The sequence below is a fragment of the Salmonella sp. SSDFZ69 genome (assembly GCF_004010755.1).
Taxonomy (GTDB): Bacteria; Pseudomonadota; Gammaproteobacteria; order Enterobacterales; family Enterobacteriaceae; genus Salmonella; species Salmonella enterica.
Genome location: NZ_CP034831.1, coordinates 2,085,746 through 2,104,113, shown reverse-complemented (window position 1 = coordinate 2,104,113; position 18,368 = coordinate 2,085,746). Strand labels below are relative to the sequence as shown.

The window sequence follows — 18,368 nt, the reverse complement described above, 5'->3', positions numbered from 1 at the left end:
CTCCTGTGTGGAACCTTACGGCTCTCTGATAAATCGACATTGCTTAACTAAGGGCGAAGGTAACGCGCTGAATGGGCGTGAGAATTGATAACGATCAAGGCGGGCAGGGATGCAAATGGCGCGCAAACCTCCTGCATACTCCTTTTGGAGGAGGAGTTTTATTTATATATATTACTGATTTAATTGCATAAAATTAAATTTACGCACGACATGAATGTTAAATTTTCAACAAGTGGGTATTAAGGGGTATCCCCCTGGATGACCGATAAAGATGTGCGTGGTCAGCCCTGTCGCGCCTCTTTTTTTGACTATAAGTATGTTGTAACTAAATGCGGGTAAAAAAAAGCGCGGTCTAACGCCGCGCAAAGGATAATCAAAAGTTACTTTTTATTTTTAGAATGACGTCCATATACCGCCCAGGTAATAACGACGCAGGCGATATAGAAAATAAGAAAGACCTTCATCGCGCCGACTGGCGAACCGGTTAATGCTAAAGATGAACCAAACGCTTTCGGAATAAAAAAGCCGCCAATCGCGCCAATCGCGGAAATAAAGCCCAGCGCCGCCGCCGTATCGGTCGCCGCTTCACGCATGGCTCTTTCGTCCGACCCGCCTTCCGCTTTAACCCGGTCCATCGTCAGTTTACGGAAGATAACGGAGATCATCTGGAAGGTAGAACCACTCCCCAGCCCCGCCGTCAGGAACAGCGCCAGAAATACCCCGTAGAACGCGATAAAGCTACCGCCAACGCCGCCAGTAGGTAATGTCAGGAACAGCAGACCGCTGAAAATCGCCATCAGGACAAAGTTGATAAGCGTGACGCGGGTCCCCCCCAGACGGTCAGAAATTGCGCCGCCTGCCGAACGCGCCAGCGCGCCGATAAACGGACCGAAAAACGCATAATGCAGGATCTGCACATCCGGGAATTGCGTTTTAGACAGCATCGCGAACCCCGCGGAGAAACCGATAAACGATCCGAAGGTCGCCAGATACAGCAGACTCATGATCCACAGATGACCACGTTTGAGCACCGGCAGTTGCTCTTTTAGCGAGGCCTTAGACGTCGCCAGTTCGTTCATGCCGAACCACGCCGCCAGCGTAAAAATGGCCAGGAAAGGCACCCAAATCCAGGCTGCGTTCGCCAGATAGAGCTGAGAACCGTCCGGCTGCTCTACACCGTGGCTGCCAAAGGCGGCAAAGATAGAGAGCGAAACCACCAGCGGCGCAACCAGCTGCATCACGCTCACGCCCATATTGCCCAGACCACCGTTCAGACCCAGCGCGCCGCCCTGCTTTTGTTTAGGAAAGAAAAAGCTGATGTTCGCCATACTGGAGGCAAAGTTCGCGCCGGCAAAACCACACAGCAAGGAAATAATAATGAAAGTGCTAAATGGCGTACTGGTATCCTGAACGGCAAAGCCTAACCATACGCAAGGCACGATGAGGATACCGGTACTGAACGCTGTCCAGCGACGTCCGCCAAATAGCGGCACCATAAAGGAGTAAGGCACCCGTAGCAGCGCGCCGGAAACAGATGGCAGCGCAGTCAACATAAAGAGCTGATCGGTCGTAAAATTAAATCCCACTTTCGGCAGGTTCACCGCCACTGCGCTGAATAGCATCCAGACGCAAAACGCCAGCAGTAAACACGGGACAGAAATCCACAAATTACGGCTGGCGACACGATGGCCGCGCTGCTGCCAGAACGCCGGATCTTCCGGACGCCATTCCGTGATAACAGCGCCAGTTGCCCTTTCCGGGGCGGATGAGTGACTCATAGACACCTCTGATTCTTGATTTGATGTCTGCCACATTAGGGTTTACTGCCGAAGGTAAGTTGATATAAATCAAAGGAAAAGTCGTCATCACCGGCGACTAAAAATAGTTATTACCCTTAATGAGTAGGCTATTTTGGTAAAAAAGCTGTGGTTTTTCACCATGCTGTGTCTGTCTACTCCTTCCCGTCGCAGATACCTCTCTACGGCGGCAATTAAGGAGTAACTCGTTATAGGTATGGGTATACTCCGCTGTATCGTTGAGAATAGCGGCACAGCCGATTGACGCCCCTCTTTTTTGCTACGTTTTTTCGGCGACATTACCCCGAAAAAAGAAGGTAACATGTTTAAACGGTGTTTCTCTCCTCTTACGCTGGTTAACCAACTGGCGCTGATTGTCATGCTCTCTACCGCTATCGGCGTGGCGGGGATGGCGGTTTCCGGCTGGCTGGTTCAGGGCGTGCAGGGTAGCGCTCATGCGATTAATAAAGCGGGCTCATTGCGTATGCAAAGCTATCGACTACTGGCCGCTGTCCCGCTGGATGCTAAAGATCAAAAGCTGCTGGATGAGATGGAGCAAACGGCATTCAGCCCGGAACTGACCCGCGCCGCTGAGCGAGACGGGCAGCAAAAGCAGCTTAAAGCGTTGCAGGATTACTGGCATAACGAACTCTCGCCAGGACTACAGCACGCGCAAAACGCGCACGCGGTCGCAGAAGATGTCACGCGCTTTGTGGCGGGCCTGGATCGCCTGGTGACGTCGTTCGACCATACTACTGAATTGCGTATCGAACGCGTGGTATTAGTTCACCGGGTAATGGCGATCTTTATGGCGCTATTGCTGGTATTTACGATTATCTGGCTACGTGTTCGCCTTTTGCAGCCCTGGAAACAGTTATTATCAATGGCGCGCGCCGTCAGTCAGCGCGACTTTACCCAACGTGCCAATATCAGTGGACGCAATGAGATGGCCGCGTTGGGTTCTGCGCTCAATAATATGTCTGAAGAACTGGCCGAAAGTTATGCGGTACTGGAACAGCGCGTACAGGAAAAAACAGCCGGTCTGGAACATAAAAACCAGATTCTCTCGTTTTTGTGGCAAGCCAACCGCCGACTGCATTCACAGGCTCCGCTATGTGAGCGTCTTTCACCGGTACTGAATGGCCTGCAAAATTTAACCCAGTTGCATGATATTGAGCTGCGAGTCTATGACCTGGAAGATGAAGATAATCACCAGGAATTTACCTGTCAGTCGGACATCAGTTGCGATGATAAAGGCTGCCACCTTTGCCCACGTAGCGCCCTGCCGATGATTAACGGCGGTACCACCTTAAAATGGCGGCTCACCGACTCTCACACCCAATACGGTATTTTGCTGGCGACGCTGCCCTATGGACGCCATCTCAGCCACGATCAGCAACAGTTGGTGGACACGCTGGTTGAACAGCTTACCGCGACTCTGGCGCTCGACAGGCATCAGGAGCGCCAGCAGCAGTTGATTGTCATGGAAGAGCGTGCCACCATTGCCCGCGAACTGCATGATTCTATTGCCCAGTCGCTCTCTTGTATGAAGATGCAGGTGAGCTGCCTGCAAATGCAGGGCGACGTGTTACCGGAAAGCAGCCGTGAGTTACTCAGCCAAATTCGCAATGAGCTAAACTGCTCCTGGGCGCAACTACGCGAACTGTTAACCACTTTCCGGTTACAGTTGACGGAACCCGGGCTACGTCCGGCGCTGGAAGCAAGCTGCCAGGAGTTCAGCGCCCGGTTTGGCTTTACGGTAAAACTGGATTATCAGCTTCCCCCCCGCCTGGTGCCTTCACACCAGGCGATACACCTGTTGCAAATTGCCAGGGAAGCCCTCAGCAACGCCCTTAAACACTCTCATGCCGACGATGTGGTGGTGACAGTGACGCAATGTGGCAAACAGGTCAAACTAAAAGTGCAGGACAATGGCTGCGGCGTCCCGGAAAACGCCGAACGCAGTAATCACTACGGCATGATCATCATGCGCGATCGGGCGCAAAGTTTGCGCGGCGATTGCCAGGTACGCCGACGCGAGACTGGCGGAACAGAGGTCACTGTTACTTTTATTCCAGAAACAAACTTCACAGAAACCCAGGGAGATACCCATGAATAATCAGGAACCGGCAACCATCCTGTTAATTGACGACCATCCGATGCTACGCACGGGTGTAAAGCAGCTTGTGAGTATGGCGCCCGATATCAGCGTGGTCGGAGAAGCCAGCAACGGTGAGCAGGGTATTGACCTGGCGGAATCGCTCGATCCCGATCTGATCCTCCTTGATTTGAATATGCCGGGAATGAATGGTCTCGAAACGCTGGATAAATTACGCGAAAAAGCGCTGTCAGGACGTATTGTCGTTTTCAGCGTATCCAACCATGAAGAAGATGTCGTCACGGCGCTAAAGCGCGGCGCGGATGGTTATCTGTTGAAAGACATGGAGCCGGAGGACTTGCTCAAAGCGTTACAACAGGCCGCCGCCGGCGAAATGGTATTAAGTGAAGCGTTAACGCCGGTACTGGCGGCCAGCCTGCGGGCCAACCGCGCCACCACCGATCGCGATGTAACGCAACTCACCCCGCGTGAGCGCGATATTCTGAAGCTCATCGCGCAGGGATTGCCGAATAAGATGATTGCCCGGCGTCTGGATATCACCGAAAGTACGGTCAAAGTGCACGTGAAACATATGCTCAAGAAAATGAAGCTGAAATCGCGCGTGGAGGCCGCCGTCTGGGTGCATCAGGAACGCATCTTTTAATTATTGCTCCTGGAACGGTTGCCAATGCGGATTATCGTCCGGCATCGTGATAAACGGTTCAGTCAGCGCGAGCGTGATCTCATTGGAAGAGACACGCTGACCTTTTTCATCCTCAACTACCACCGATAAACGCCAGCGATTTGCCGCGCCTTCGCGGTGATCCCAGGCCGGCATAATGATTGTCCAGCCCTCGGTACTGCGGGTGTCCGTTCCTGCCGTCAAACTTAAGGCCTGTGTATCGCCCTGCCAGCTCAAATGACGAATACCGTGCACGCTGCGCACCTGCAATTTTAACGCAACCGTCTCACCAGGCGTAAGATCCCAGGGCGGCGTCGCCAGAAAAACCGTTAACGTTTTACGCTGCCGATACTCCATTGTCGGCAGCGAGTTACGTTGCGGCGTATCATAGCGGCTACCGCGTAATGACTGGCTTTGCGCCACTTCACTGGCGGCAAGCTGCTTTTTGAGCGGCACGCCGAAGCGGTAGTTAAGCGTCAGCCCCAGGTTATTCTGACTGACCCCGCTCTCACCCTGTTTGTGCTGGGCGGTCATGGTAAGCAAAGGTACTGGCGTATAGTTGAGACCCAGTTTTAACGCGACAGGATTGTGATACCCCGTTCCGGAGTCAAACAGATCCACGCTATCGCCAAAGTACTGCTCCAGACTAACGCTGGTATTGATATGCTGGTAAAACGGCAGCCGCATTTGCGCGTTGATATCATATCCGCGCGCCATTCGCTGTTCTAAGGTCGCCGTATGCGTCTGCCAGTCGGCAAAAGGCTGATAATAGTTGGCGGATAAACGCAAATATTCGCCCCACGCCTCCGCGCCAAAGCCGGCGCGCTGTAGATTTTCATCCAGCAGATTATCGTAAAAGGTATTATAGCCAAGAAGCCAGCCATCCTGCGCCCAGCGCTGTCCTACGCCAATGTTGCTTACCAGTCCGTCAGTCTGTTGCGTAAGACCAAGCTGGCTCCAGGTCAGATAGCGCTGTTTATCCTGTAAAGGGATAAACCACCTTCCGCGACTGCCGTTAAAATGACCTTCGTTATCGACGTTAATATCCACGCTGGCGCTGCCCCAGGCTGATAGCCAGCTTTCAAGCTGCTGGTTAACCTGCTCGCTGACCACATCGCGTACCTGTCCGAAAGCGAATTGCCGCGCCTGTTCACCGGTATCCAGATCGTTATTTTTCATGCTGGCTTCGCCAAACGCTTTGGCCATCTCGGCAAAATGCTTTTCCCCTTCGTGGGATTCCGGCATCATGCCTAAATCCGGCAGACGGTTTTGCGTGAAAGGATCTTGCGCCTGCGCACGGATCGTACCGCTGGCAGCCAGCAAGAGAAGCGAGAGTGAGAATGAACGAAAAACAATACGGCTCAACGTGTCGGCAACTTCTACAACAAAAGATAAGAGGAATGGCATCAGAGTAAACCATAACGTGTCCGGACAGGTTTTGCAGCCTTTTCTCGTGCTTCCAGGAATATCCTTATTTTTTCCGCAGAGCGTCCCGGGATTTTCTCCACGCATTTGGCGGTACCCGGTTCCCGAGGTAACATAACGCCATTGCCGACAAAATTTCTCAAGGAGAAGGGTTATCCATGCAAAATATCGTCATTATCGCTAACGGCGCCGCCTACGGCAGCGAATCATTATTTAATAGCCTGCGTCTGGCCATTGCGCTGCGCGAGCAGGAAAGCCATCTCGATTTACGCCTGTTTTTGATGTCAGATGCCGTAACCGCAGGGTTACGCGGTCAAAAACCAGCCGAAGGCTACAATATTCAGCAAATGCTGGAAATTCTGACCGCGCAAAACGTACCGGTAAAATTATGCAAAACCTGTGCGGACGGGCGTGGTATCACTCCCCTGCCGCTGATTGACGGTGTGGAAATCGGAACGCTGGTCGAGCTGGCGCAATGGACGCTGGCGGCGGACAAAGTGCTGACATTTTGAATCTGTACGCGGGAAAAGCTCCCGCGTCAGGATAGACTTCCGGCAAGAAAATCAGGCTAACGCGTGAGTAATACCGCGTTTATTTTTTCTTATGCCATTTATCATCCTCGCCTTTTTCATAATCGTTTTTAACCGCCGCCCAGGCGACTTTGTGTGCGGTTTCCTCGCGACTGGCGTCATCACGACGATCGGCTTTATCTTTATATTGCTCCCAGGCGCTATTAAACGCTTCTTTGTAAATGTCCTGGGCATGGGCTGGAAGAACATTCCGCACATTATCGGGTAAATCACTTTTGGCTTTATACGGCATCAGCGCCTCCGTCTTTAGGGAAAACATTAAGTGTGGTAAACAATGCGTTATTACGCCAGTCGAGGAGGATTTTTGCTTTTTACGGAAATTAACTTTTTGTTATTTAAACACTGTTAAAACAAGATGCTTGTTTTACTGACCTTGAAAGAAAAAAATCGTCTACGCCGTAAAACTACGTAAAAAACCACTAAAAAAATACAAATTTCTGCTATTTTTACCTTCTTTACTCTTTCCAAAATATTAACACCTGCACAAGGGAGACCCTCATGACACATGCCTGTGAGGCGGTGAAAACCCGCCATAAGGAGACTTCGCTTATTTTCCCGGTTCTTGCGCTGGTAGTGCTGTTCCTTTGGGGAAGCAGCCAGTCACTACCAGTGGTTATTGGCATCAATATCCTTGCACTTATTGGTATTTTAAGCAGCGCGTTTAGCGTGGTCCGTCATGCCGATGTATTAGCGCATCGACTCGGCGAACCCTATGGATCGCTTATTTTAAGCCTGTCCGTCGTTATTCTTGAGGTGAGTTTAATTTCAGCGCTGATGGCTACCGGCGATGCTGCGCCAACGCTTATGCGCGATACGCTCTACTCTATTATTATGATTGTCACCGGGGGACTGGTCGGTTTCTCGTTGTTGTTGGGCGGGCGTAAATTCGCAACGCAATATATGAATTTATTCGGGATTAAGCAGTATCTTATCGCGCTGTTTCCGCTGGCGATTATTGTGCTGGTTTTTCCAATGGCATTGCCGCAAGCCAATTTCTCTACCGGTCAGGCATTATTGGTCGCGTTAATTTCCGCCGCGATGTACGGCGTATTTTTGTTGATTCAAACCAAAACGCACCAGAGCTTATTTATCTATGAACATGAAGATGAAGGCGATGATGACAATCCACACCACGGTAAACCCTCCGCGCACAGTAGCGGCTGGCATACGGTCTGGTTACTCATTCATTTAATTGCGGTCATTGCCGTTACCAAAATGAATGCCAGCCCGCTGGAGGCGTTGCTGACCAGCATGAACGCCCCGGTCGCCTTTACCGGTTTCCTGGTCGCGTTGTTAATTCTCTCGCCGGAAGGACTGGGCGCGCTGAAGGCGGTACTGAATAATCAGGTTCAGCGGGCAATGAATCTGTTCTTCGGATCGGTGTTGGCGACGATTTCATTAACCGTGCCGGTCGTCACGCTCATCGCCTGGGCGACAGGTAATGATCTGGTGTTTGGTTTAGGCGCGCCGGAAATGGTAGTGATGGTGGCCTCGTTAGTGCTGTGCCATATTTCGTTCTCTACCGGACGCACCAACGTGCTAAACGGCGCGGCGCATCTGGCTTTATTTGCCGCCTATCTGATGACGATTTTTGCCTGATATAAAAAAGCCGGATAGTATTTTATCCGGCCTACACAAGCTAAAAACCGCAATCAGTTCTCGGTATCCAGCTCGTCGAAGCTTTTCACCAAATCATCAATCGCTTTTATCTGGGTCAGGAACTGCTCCAGTTTCGCCAGCGGCAGCGCGGAAGGACCGTCGCACTTCGCGTTAGCCGGGTCCGGATGCGACTCCAGGAACAGGCCCGCCAGACCGACAGCCATACCGGCGCGCGCCAGCTCGGTCACCTGGCCTCGACGACCGCCAGAGGCGGCGCCAAATGGGTCGCGGCATTGCAGCGCATGGGTAACATCGAAAATCACCGGCGAGTTGCCGGAGACCTTTTTCATCACGCTAAAGCCCAGCATATCCACCACCAGGTTGTCATAACCGAAGTTCGCGCCGCGGTCGCACAGAATCACCTTATCGTTACCGCCCTCATGGAACTTATCCACGATATTGCCCATCTGACCCGGGCTTACGAACTGCGGCTTTTTCACGTTAATCACAGCGCCGGTTTTCGCCATCGCTTCCACCAGGTCGGTCTGGCGCGCCAGAAACGCCGGGAGCTGAATCACGTCAACCACATCAGCCACAGGCTGCGCCTGGCTGGCTTCATGGACGTCAGTGATCACTTTTACGCCAAATGTCTGTTTGAGTTCCTGGAAGATTTTCATCCCTTCTTCCAGACCCGGCCCACGGTAAGAGTGAATAGAGGAACGGTTGGCTTTATCAAAAGAGGCCTTGAACACGTAAGGAATACCCAGCTTCTGGGTAACGGTTACGTAGTGCTCACAAATGCGCATTGCCAGATCGCGTGACTCCAGCACGTTCATACCGCCAAACAGCACAAACGGCAGGTCATTTGCCACCTTAATGTCGCCAATGTTAACCACTTTTTGTTTCATAGGATCGCCTTACACTTATAGGTAAAATGTCGGTTAATTAATGTAGAACAATTTGCTTGTGCGCAATGGTGTTGATCTGCGCACGAATCATTTCGCTGATCGGGTCTTCCGGACACTGTTCAACGAAGTAGCTTAAATCAGTCAGCGCAACGTGTTCACACTCAAGCTGCGCGTAGATCAACCCGCGGTCACGGATTTCGTAAGGATCTTCCGGGTTAAATTGCAACAATGCTTCGCTAACGCGCAGCGCCAGCTCCATTTGCCGTTCCTCCATCAGCGAGGATTTCAGCGTATCCAGTAGCTTACGAATCACTTCGGCGTTATCCGCCTCGTCCAAATCTTCGTTAAACAACTCGGCGACCGGACTAATATTGCCTTTTAACCAGACTTCCAGAGTATGTTCATCAAGCGTTTCACCGTTGAATGGGTTAATCAGCCACATTTCCCCTTCCAGCGATTCAATACGCAAAATCAACTGCGTTGGGAAGATAACGGGCACCAACGGCAAATCAAGACGGTTTGCTATCCATAATAAAATAGCGCCCAACGATACCGCGCTCCCCTGGCGTTTTTTCAGGACTTTATCGAGCCATAAAGCATCAGAAAGACGGTAGACGCCGCGGGAATCCGTGAACCCCCACTCGCCGTAAAAAAGTGCCAGCAATTTTTCCAGTTGCTCATCCTGAGACAGGAGCTGGCTAATTTCTTCCTGCGCCAGACTGACCAGACGTTCCAGTTCGTCGTAGACAAACTGCGTGGGAAAATCCAGGCGAATCATCTCTGATGCCAGGATCATGCCATCACACAGCGGCGCATTGTTAAATTCGAAATCAGCTAACGACCTCATGACTTACCCCAGTAACGGTATTTTTGTGGTGGCGAGTTTAATGATGATGTACAGCACCACCAGCGCCAGCGGGAAAGCGATAAAACGCGCCTGCTGGCTGCGCGCCTGACGATAATCAAGCGCAATAAAACCCAAAACGATGTAGATGATAACGCCAAACAGTTTTTCAGTCAGCCATGAGCCCGACTCCGTGAATGGCAGGATGTGCGTTTTAACGATTAACCCAATACCGCTAAGCAGTAACAGGGTATCTATGACGGGAGGCACGATTCGTGTCCAGCGCGCGGCGGCCAACGCATGGCCGCAATAGCGCCACCAGTAACGAGCGACAAACAAACTGACGGAGAGCGCAACACAGATAAGATGAAGCGTGAGCAACATTGCAATTGTCATGGCGTAAAACGTCCGCAGGTCACGCGTTCATTACCGCCATAATCACGACACGTTTCTACATCCGTGTAACCAGACCGCCTGAAAACCGCTCTTACCGCTTCGCCCTGCTGCCAACCGTGTTCCAGCAGCAGGAAGCCGCCGGGCGTTAACATCTGGCGGGCGTTATCGATAATATGCGTAAGATCCGCCATACCGTTTTCGTCCGCCACCAACGCCGAGCTCGGTTCAAAGCGTACATCGCCTTCGCTAAGGTGCGGGTCCTGCGCGTCAATGTAGGGCGGATTGCTGACAATCATGTCGAACTGCTGCCCCGATAGCGCGCTGAACCAACAACTTTGCAGTATACGCACATTCCGGATAGCCAAATGTTCCGCGTTGCGTATCGCCAGCGCAACCGCATCAGGCATACGATCGACCGCAGTCACCTCGCAATCCGGTCGCTCGCAGGCCAGCGCCAGCGCAATCGCGCCGGTTCCGGTGCCTAAATCCAGAATACGACAGGTTTTTACCGGCAATCGCGCCAACGCCTGTTCAACCAGACATTCGGTATCCGGGCGCGGGATTAGCGTGGCGGGAGAAACGAAGAGCGGCAGCGACCAGAATTCGCGTAAGCCCGTCAGGTACGCAATAGGTTCGCCCTGTTTACGCCGCTGCAGCAGGTCCGCGAGCTGTTGTTGCTGGACGTCGGTAAGCGGCGTTTCGCCAAAGGCCATGATATACGTCCGCCCCTTGCCCGTAACGTACTCTAGCAGGATCTCGGCGTCGCGCCGGGGGCTGTCGCTGTCCCGGAGCTGGTTTACCGCCTCATGCAGCCAGTGCTGAAAATCCATTATTCCTGCTCGGATAAGGCGGCTAACAGGTCAGCCTGGTGTTCCTGAACAATCGGCTCAATCAGCATATCCAGCTTACCTTCCATCGTTTCATCAAGGCGATATAACGTCAGATTAATACGATGATCGGTCACGCGCCCCTGCGGGAAATTATAGGTCCGGTTACGATCGCTGCGATCGCCGCTGCCAAGCAGGTTGCGGCGCGTTGACGCCTCGGCCTGCTGGCGTTTTGCCGTTTCGGCGGCGTGAATGCGCGCCCCGAGCACCGAGAGCGCTTTCGCTTTGTTTTTATGCTGCGAACGCTCGTCCTGGCATTCCACCACGATGCCGGTCGGCAAGTGGGTAATTCGGATAGCGGAGTCGGTGGTGTTAACGTGCTGACCGCCCGCGCCGGAAGAACGAAACGTATCAATGCGCAGATCCGCCGGGTTAATATCCGGCAGCTCGGCTTCCGGCAGCTCCGGCATCACGGCGACGGTACAGGCGGAGGTATGGATACGCCCCTGCGACTCGGTCGCCGGAACACGCTGTACGCGGTGTCCGCCGGACTCAAATTTCAGTCGGCCATACACGCCGTCGCCGCTGATTTTGGCGATGATCTCTTTATAACCGCCATGCTCGCCTTCACTCATGCTCATGATCTCCACGCGCCAGCGGCGCGATTCGGCATAACGGCTGTACATGCGGAACAGATCGCCGGCAAACAGCGCGGCTTCGTCGCCGCCGGTGCCGGCGCGAACCTCAAGGAACGCGTTTCGTTCATCGTCCGGATCTTTCGGCAGCAGCAGTACCTGTAACTGTTGCTCCAGTTGTTCGCTTTTTTCTTTCGCTTCGCGCAGTTCTTCCTGCGCCATTTCCCGCATTTCAGGATCGTCGAGCATCATCTGAGCCGTCTCGATATCGTCCTGAACCTGTTGCCAGTCCGTAAAACAGCGAGAAACGTCGCTTAATTGCGCATATTCGCGCGACAATGCGCGAAAGCGGTCCTGGTCGGCGATAATTCCCGCATCGCCCAGCAACGCCTGAACTTCCTCATGGCGTTCGTGCAGGGCTTCCAGTTTGGCAACGATAGAAGGCTTCATAGGCGTAAATTCACCCTGTAAAAAAGTGTGGTGTGTGCTGCTACTCCAGCCCGAGGCTGTCGCGCAGAATATTCAGGCGTTCGTCATCCCCGTCACGGGCAGCCTGTTGAAGTGATTTCGTTGGCGCATGAATCAGGCGGTTGGTCAGTTTCCATGCCAGATCCTGCAAGATGGCTTGCGCATCGCCGCCCTGTTGAAGGGCCGACAGCGCTTTGGTAGTCAGTTCGTCACGAATCTGCTCCGACTGACTACGGTATTCCCGAATGGTCTCGCTGGCCCCCTGGGCGCGTAGCCAGGCCATAAACTCGCTGGCTTCCTGCTCAACAATCGTTTCCGCTTCCACCGCCGCAGCCTGACGCTGCGCCAGATTATGCGAAATGATGCTCTGTAAATCATCGACGCTATAAAGATAAGCGTTCGCCAGTTTGCCGACTTCCGGCTCAACGTCGCGCGGTACGGCGATATCCACCAGCAGCATCGGCTGGTTGCGACGGCTTTTTAATGCGCGCTCCACCATACCTTTACCGATAATCGGCAGCGGGCTGGCGGTCGAACTGATGATAATATCGGCATCCTGCAAACGGGCGTCGATATCGCTGAGCGAGATAACCTCAGCGCCTACTTCATCCGCCAGGGCTTGCGCGCGCTCGCGGGTTCGGTTGGCGATAATCATCTTTTGTACTTTATGCTCGCGCAGGTGACGCGCCACCAGTTCAATGGTTTCGCCCGCGCCAACTAACAGTACAGTAACCGTGGACAGCGATTCAAAGATTTGGCGGGCGAGCGTACAGGCGGCAAACGCGACGGAGACGGCGCTGGCGCCGATATCGGTTTCAGTCCGCACTCGCTTGGCGACGGAAAACGACTTCTGAAACATTCGCTCCAGCGCGCTGGCGTTAAGGTGGCCTTTTTGCGAATCCGCAAACGCTTTTTTCACCTGACCGAGGATTTGCGGTTCGCCCAGCACCAGTGAATCCAGACCGCTGGCGACGCGCATCAGGTGGCTGACGGCGTCATTGTCCTGATGCCAGTACAGACTGTTACGCAGATCGTCCTCGTTCAGGTTATGGTAATCGCATAACCAGCGGATCAGCGCTTCCTGCAGGTTATCCTGCTCTTCCACGCTCAAATACAGCTCTGTACGGTTACAGGTTGACAGCACGACCCCACCCTGCACCATTGGCTGCGCAAGCAGACTGTCCAGCGCCTGATCAAGCGTGTCCGGCGAAAACGTTACGCGTTCTCGCAGCGATACAGGTGCCGTTTTATGGTTAATACCGAGCGCTAAAAGGGTCATGTCTGCGGGAGTAGTACCAGCGTTGATATGGTTAGTCTGCTTGCATCATACAGGATGCGCGTGGTCAATAAAAGAGAGAGCCCCCTTTTGGAGTAATTGGCAGCGCTCGCTAATTTGATGATTTAAGACAACTTGAAAGTAGACGATGTCACCAGGCGGCGCTAGCATTAAAGGCTATAACTGTAACCGATAGCAAAAATTTGCCGAATCGCGGCGCGAACGTTTTTACAGCCTGCAGGTTCAGTTTTCAGGCCTGATAAGCGTAACGCCATCAGGCAATTATTGCACCGTATCACAAGGATTCGTCATCACTATGACCCTGCCCGATTTTCGCCTGATTCGTCTACTGCCGTTAGCAAGCCTGGTTCTCACCGCCTGTACGCTTCCTGGGCATAAAGGCCCGGGCAAGAGCCCGGATTCCCCTCAGTGGCGCCAGCATCAGCAAGAGGTGCGTCATCTGAATCAATACCAGACGCGCGGCGCCTTTGCTTACATCTCAGATGATCAGAAAGTCTATGCGCGTTTCTTCTGGCAACAGACCGGACAGGATCGCTATCGCCTGCTGCTCACCAATCCGCTGGGCAGCACCGAGCTGGAGCTTAACGCCCAGCCGGGCAACGTTCAGTTGGTGGATAACAAAGGCCAGCGTTATACCGCCGATGACGCCGAAGAGATGATCGGCAAACTCACCGGGATGCCGATTCCGTTAAACAGCCTGCGGCAGTGGATCCTCGGTCTGCCTGGCGATGCCACCGACTACAAACTGGACGACCAGTATCGCCTGAGCGAAGTGAACTATCGCCAGGATGGTAAAAACTGGAAAGTGGTTTACGGTGGCTATGACAGCAAAACGCAGCCTGCCATGCCTGCCAATATGGAGCTTTCAGACGGCAGTCAGCGCATTAAGCTGAAAATGGATAACTGGATTGTGAAATGATGACCCATTGGCCTTCTCCGGCAAAATTAAACCTGTTTTTATATATCACCGGACAGCGTGCAGACGGCTACCACACGCTGCAGACGCTGTTTCAGTTTCTGGATTATGGCGACACACTCCACATCGAACCGCGTCGCGATGGCGAAATCCATTTATTAACGCCGGTTAACGGCGTTGAAAATGAAGACAACCTGATCGTCCGCGCCGCGCGGCTGTTGATGAAAGTCGCCTCGAAGAGTGGGCGCCTGCCCGCCGGAAGCGGCGCGGATATCAGCATTGAGAAGCGCCTTCCCATGGGCGGCGGTCTGGGCGGCGGCTCATCTAACGCCGCGACCGTTCTGGTGGCGCTCAATCATCTTTGGCAATGCGGGCTTTCCATTGATGAACTGGCGACGCTCGGCCTGACGCTCGGCGCCGACGTCCCGGTCTTTGTTCGTGGCCACGCCGCGTTTGCCGAAGGCGTAGGCGAAATATTAACGCCGGTGAATCCGCCGGAAAAATGGTATCTGGTCGCGCACCCTGGCGTAAGCATTCCGACGCCGGTTATCTTTAAAGATCCTCAATTGCCGCGTAATACGCCAAAAAGGTCAATAGATACGTTACTAAAATGTGAATTCAGCAATGATTGCGAGGTTATCGCAAGAAAACGTTTTCGCGAGGTTGATGCGGCGCTTTCCTGGCTGTTAGAATACGCGCCGTCGCGCCTGACTGGGACAGGGGCCTGTGTCTTTGCTGAATTCGATACAGAGTCTTGTGCTCGCCAGGTGCTTGAGCAAGCCCCGGAATGGCTCAATGCTTTTGTGGCGAAGGGTGTCAACCTCTCCCCATTGCATCGAGAGTTACTCTAACGCATTCGGGTTTCAGGAAGATGGCGAAATGACGAGTCGCCGGTCATATATGCCGTATTTGACCGGTGTGAGGCATCGATACCAGCGCACATGAAACGTGAATGAAGACGAGTAAGCCGGGCAAGCTGAGCTTCGGTGACAACGTCACCTTGTTCCAGACGTTGCATCGCGCTCTTTAATACACCGCCTGGATAGGATTTTGCCTGGCCCGCACAGTTTTCGGCAGATTCTTTCCACCAATGGACGCATGCCTGAGGTTCTTCTCGTGCCTGATATGAAGCTTTTTGCTGGTAACGCCACCCCGGAACTAGCACAACGTATTGCCAACCGCCTGTACACTTCTCTCGGCGACGCCGCCGTAGGTCGCTTTAGCGACGGCGAAGTCAGCGTACAAATCAACGAAAATGTACGCGGTGGTGATATTTTCATCATCCAGTCCACTTGTGCCCCAACCAACGACAACCTGATGGAATTGGTCGTTATGGTTGATGCCCTGCGTCGTGCTTCCGCAGGTCGTATCACCGCCGTTATCCCCTACTTTGGCTATGCACGTCAGGACCGTCGCGTACGTTCCGCCCGTGTGCCGATTACCGCAAAAGTTGTCGCTGACTTCCTGTCCAGCGTCGGCGTTGACCGCGTTCTCACCGTAGATCTGCATGCTGAACAGATCCAGGGCTTCTTTGACGTTCCGGTTGATAACGTGTTCGGTAGCCCAATCCTGCTCGAAGATATGCTGCAACTGAATCTGGATAACCCGATCGTGGTTTCTCCGGATATTGGCGGCGTGGTTCGTGCCCGCGCTATCGCTAAGCTGCTGAACGATACCGATATGGCTATCATTGATAAACGTCGTCCGCGCGCGAACGTTTCTCAGGTGATGCACATCATCGGCGACGTCGCTGGCCGTGACTGCGTGCTGGTTGATGATATGATCGATACCGGCGGTACTCTGTGCAAAGCAGCAGAAGCATTGAAAGAACGTGGCGCTAAACGCGTGTTTGCCTACGCGACGCACCCGATCTTCTCAGGCAATGCGGCAAACAACCTGCGCAACTCCGTCATTGATGAAGTCGTTGTCTGCGACACCATTCCGCTGACCGACGAAATCAAAGCGCTGCCGAACGTGCGTACTTTGACCCTGTCAGGTATGCTGGCCGAAGCGATTCGCCGTATCAGCAACGAAGAATCGATTTCCGCCATGTTCGAGCATTGATCGAACCCGGATCTGAAACCCGCTGCGGCGGGTTTTTTTGTCTGTAACACCCTTTTGTATGACTTATGCCTCCTTCACCTGCCATTTAGTTGACAGATGATGCGCTCATGGATGAAACATTATTGTGAACAAATTATTTTCCTCACATGTGATGCCTTTCCGCGCTCTCATCGATGCTTGCTGGAAAGAAAAATATACCGCCTCCCGGTTCACCCGTGATGTGATAGCCGGGATCACCGTCGGGATTATTGCTATCCCGCTGGCGATGGCGCTGGCAATTGGCAGTGGCGTTGCGCCGCAGTATGGCCTCTATACCTCCGCTGTCGCCGGGATCGTGATCGCGCTAACCGGCGGCTCGCGCTTTAGCGTTTCCGGCCCTACCGCCGCGTTTGTGGTGATTTTGTATCCGGTATCGCAACAGTTTGGTCTGGCGGGCCTACTGGTCGCCACGCTGATGTCGGGCTTCTTCCTGATCCTTTTCGGCCTGGCGAGACTGGGGCGATTGATTGAATATATCCCGGTGTCGGTCACGTTGGGTTTTACCTCAGGGATTGGTATTACCATCGGTACCATGCAGATTAAAGATTTTCTTGGTCTGCAGATGGCCCATGTGCCAGAGCACTATTTGCAGAAAGTCGGCGCGCTGTTTATGGCGTTGCCCACCGTCAATATTGGCGATGCCGCCATTGGCGTGGTAACGCTGGGAACGTTGATTTTCTGGCCGCGTCTCGGTATTCGTCTGCCAGGACATCTTCCCGCGCTGCTGGCTGGTTGCGCCGTGATGGGGATCGTTAATCTGCTGGGCGGCAATGTGGCGACTATCGGCTCACAGTTCCATTATGTTCTGGCTGACGGCACTCAGGGCAACGGCATCCCGCAGCTCCTGCCGCAACTGATGCTGCCGTGGAGTCTTCCTGGCTCCGATTTCACGCTAAGCTGGGATTCACTGCGCGCGCTGCTGCCAGCGGCCTTCTCGATGGCAATGCTGGGGGCAATCGAATCATTGCTCTGCGCCGTCGTGCTGGACGGCATGACCGGCACCAAACATAAAGCTAACAGCGAACTTATCGGCCAGGGGCTGGGGAATATGGTCGCGCCGTTCTTTGGCGGCATCACCGCCACCGCCGCGATTGCCCGCTCTGCCGCCAACGTCCGCGCTGGCGCGACCTCTCCCATCTCGGCGGTAATTCACGCTATCCTGGTCATTCTGGCGCTACTGGTCTTGGCCCCGCTACTCTCCTGGCTGCCGCTTTCCGCGATGGCGGCGCTACTGCTGATGGTGGCATGGAATATGAGTGAAGCCCATAAAGTGGTGGATCTGTTACGCCATGCGCCGAAAGACGACATCATCGTTATGCTGCTGTGCATGTCATTAACGGTTCTGTTTGATATGGTCATCGCCATCAGCGTGGGGATTGTCCTTGCTTCCCTGCTGTTTATGCGCCGTATTGCGCGAATGACTCGACTTGCGCCGGTCAATGTCGATGTGCCTGATGATGTGCTGGTGCTGCGTGTTATCGGTCCACTCTTTTTCGCCGCGGCGGAAGGACTGTTTACTGACCTTGAGTCACGTATTAAGGGCAAACGTATCGTCGTTCTGAAATGGGACGCAGTACCAGTGCTGGATGCAGGCGGGCTTGATGCTTTTCAGCGTTTTGTGAAGCGTCTGCCGGAGGGTTGCGAATTGCGTATCAGTAATCTGGAGTTCCAACCGCTGCGCACAATGGCGCGTGCCGGTATCAAACCTATTCCTGGGCGTCTGACCTTCTTCCCGAACAGGACGGAGGCGTTAGCGGATTTACTCAGTTAATGGACAATGCCCG

General features: G+C 53.5%; 17 protein-coding genes. 8 read left to right on the top strand and 9 right to left on the bottom strand.

Features of this window, described 5'->3' with window-relative positions; translation table 11 throughout:
• Nucleotides 1-380: 380 nt before the first annotated feature.
• Nucleotides 381-1,778, bottom strand: coding sequence for a nitrate transporter NarK (narK, locus tag EOS98_RS10405; protein ID WP_000019848.1), 1,398 nt, complete (start codon nucleotides 1,776-1,778; stop codon nucleotides 381-383).
• Between the two features lie 340 nt (nucleotides 1,779-2,118).
• Here narK and narX point away from each other — a divergent pair, with 340 nt between their 5' ends.
• Nucleotides 2,119-3,915 carry a nitrate/nitrite two-component system sensor histidine kinase NarX gene (narX, locus tag EOS98_RS10395; protein ID WP_000476244.1) on the top strand — a complete coding sequence of 599 codons (1,797 nt, stop codon included), beginning with the start codon at nucleotides 2,119-2,121 and terminating at the stop codon, nucleotides 3,913-3,915.
• On the top strand, nucleotides 3,908-4,558 hold the full coding sequence (gene narL / locus EOS98_RS10390; RefSeq protein ID WP_001064598.1) for a two-component system response regulator NarL: 651 nt from the start codon (nucleotides 3,908-3,910) through the stop codon (nucleotides 4,556-4,558). Before narX ends, narL begins: the two co-directional genes overlap by 8 nt.
• Here narL and EOS98_RS10385 read toward each other — a convergent pair whose 3' ends face one another.
• A complete protein-coding gene (locus EOS98_RS10385) occupies nucleotides 4,559-5,983 on the bottom strand; it encodes a YchO/YchP family invasin (RefSeq protein ID WP_126524031.1) in 1,425 nt (474 codons plus the stop codon).
• Nucleotides 5,984-6,159: 176 nt separating this feature from the next.
• On the opposite strand from EOS98_RS10385, the gene EOS98_RS10380 reads away from it, so the two are divergent.
• On the top strand, nucleotides 6,160-6,513 hold the full coding sequence (locus EOS98_RS10380; RefSeq protein WP_001179794.1) for a DsrE/DsrF/TusD sulfur relay family protein: 354 nt from the start codon (nucleotides 6,160-6,162) through the stop codon (nucleotides 6,511-6,513).
• A gap of 79 nt (nucleotides 6,514-6,592) precedes the next feature.
• Here the strand turns inward: EOS98_RS10380 and chaB are convergent, their stop codons facing one another.
• The gene (gene chaB / locus EOS98_RS10375; protein WP_001146392.1) at nucleotides 6,593-6,823 is read right to left on the bottom strand and encodes a putative cation transport regulator ChaB; all 231 of its coding nucleotides are present in this window, start codon (nucleotides 6,821-6,823) and stop codon (nucleotides 6,593-6,595) included.
• 266 nt (nucleotides 6,824-7,089) lie between these two features.
• Here chaB and chaA point away from each other — a divergent pair, with 266 nt between their 5' ends.
• Nucleotides 7,090-8,190, top strand: a complete 1,101-nt coding sequence (gene chaA, locus EOS98_RS10370) for a sodium-potassium/proton antiporter ChaA (RefSeq protein ID WP_000148418.1) — start codon at nucleotides 7,090-7,092, stop codon at nucleotides 8,188-8,190.
• Between the two features lie 53 nt (nucleotides 8,191-8,243).
• On the opposite strand, the gene kdsA is transcribed toward chaA, so the two are convergent.
• From kdsA to hemA, 6 genes are read right to left on the bottom strand one after another with little or no spacing between them, the layout of a single operon-like run.
• Nucleotides 8,244-9,098, bottom strand: a complete 855-nt coding sequence (gene kdsA, locus EOS98_RS10365) for a 3-deoxy-8-phosphooctulonate synthase (RefSeq protein WP_000811046.1) — start codon at nucleotides 9,096-9,098, stop codon at nucleotides 8,244-8,246.
• Nucleotides 9,099-9,135: 37 nt separating this feature from the next.
• A complete protein-coding gene (gene sirB1 / locus EOS98_RS10360; RefSeq protein WP_001257065.1) occupies nucleotides 9,136-9,945 on the bottom strand; it encodes an invasion regulator SirB1 in 810 nt (269 codons plus the stop codon).
• Nucleotides 9,946-9,948: 3 nt separating this feature from the next.
• Nucleotides 9,949-10,338 (bottom strand): invasion regulator SirB2, encoded by a 390-nt coding sequence (gene sirB2 / locus EOS98_RS10355; protein ID WP_000150667.1) that lies wholly within the window; start codon nucleotides 10,336-10,338, stop codon nucleotides 9,949-9,951.
• Complete coding sequence (prmC, locus tag EOS98_RS10350) at nucleotides 10,335-11,168, bottom strand: peptide chain release factor N(5)-glutamine methyltransferase (RefSeq protein WP_126524030.1); 834 nt, start codon at nucleotides 11,166-11,168, stop codon at nucleotides 10,335-10,337. Before prmC ends, sirB2 begins: the two co-directional genes overlap by 4 nt.
• A complete protein-coding gene (prfA, locus tag EOS98_RS10345; RefSeq protein WP_000804708.1) occupies nucleotides 11,168-12,250 on the bottom strand; it encodes a peptide chain release factor 1 in 1,083 nt (360 codons plus the stop codon). Before prfA ends, prmC begins: the two co-directional genes overlap by 1 nt.
• 40 nt (nucleotides 12,251-12,290) lie before the next feature.
• Nucleotides 12,291-13,547, bottom strand: a complete 1,257-nt coding sequence (gene hemA / locus EOS98_RS10340; RefSeq protein WP_000173208.1) for a glutamyl-tRNA reductase — start codon at nucleotides 13,545-13,547, stop codon at nucleotides 12,291-12,293.
• 313 nt (nucleotides 13,548-13,860) lie between these two features.
• Between hemA and lolB the strand changes: the two genes are divergently transcribed.
• From lolB to dauA, 4 genes are all read left to right on the top strand, one after another.
• Nucleotides 13,861-14,484: a lipoprotein insertase outer membrane protein LolB gene (lolB, locus tag EOS98_RS10335; RefSeq protein WP_000174484.1), complete on the top strand. Its 624-nt coding sequence runs from the start codon at nucleotides 13,861-13,863 to the stop codon at nucleotides 14,482-14,484.
• Complete coding sequence (ispE, locus tag EOS98_RS10330; RefSeq protein ID WP_126524029.1) at nucleotides 14,481-15,332, top strand: 4-(cytidine 5'-diphospho)-2-C-methyl-D-erythritol kinase; 852 nt, start codon at nucleotides 14,481-14,483, stop codon at nucleotides 15,330-15,332. Before lolB ends, ispE begins: the two co-directional genes overlap by 4 nt.
• Before the next feature lie 265 nt (nucleotides 15,333-15,597).
• Entirely contained in the window at nucleotides 15,598-16,545 is a 948-nt protein-coding gene (prs, locus tag EOS98_RS10325; RefSeq protein WP_001518537.1) for a ribose-phosphate diphosphokinase, read from the top strand.
• A gap of 124 nt (nucleotides 16,546-16,669) precedes the next feature.
• Nucleotides 16,670-18,355 carry a C4-dicarboxylic acid transporter DauA gene (gene dauA / locus EOS98_RS10320; protein ID WP_001037181.1) on the top strand — a complete coding sequence of 562 codons (1,686 nt, stop codon included), beginning with the start codon at nucleotides 16,670-16,672 and terminating at the stop codon, nucleotides 18,353-18,355.
• Nucleotides 18,356-18,368 lie beyond the last annotated feature (13 nt).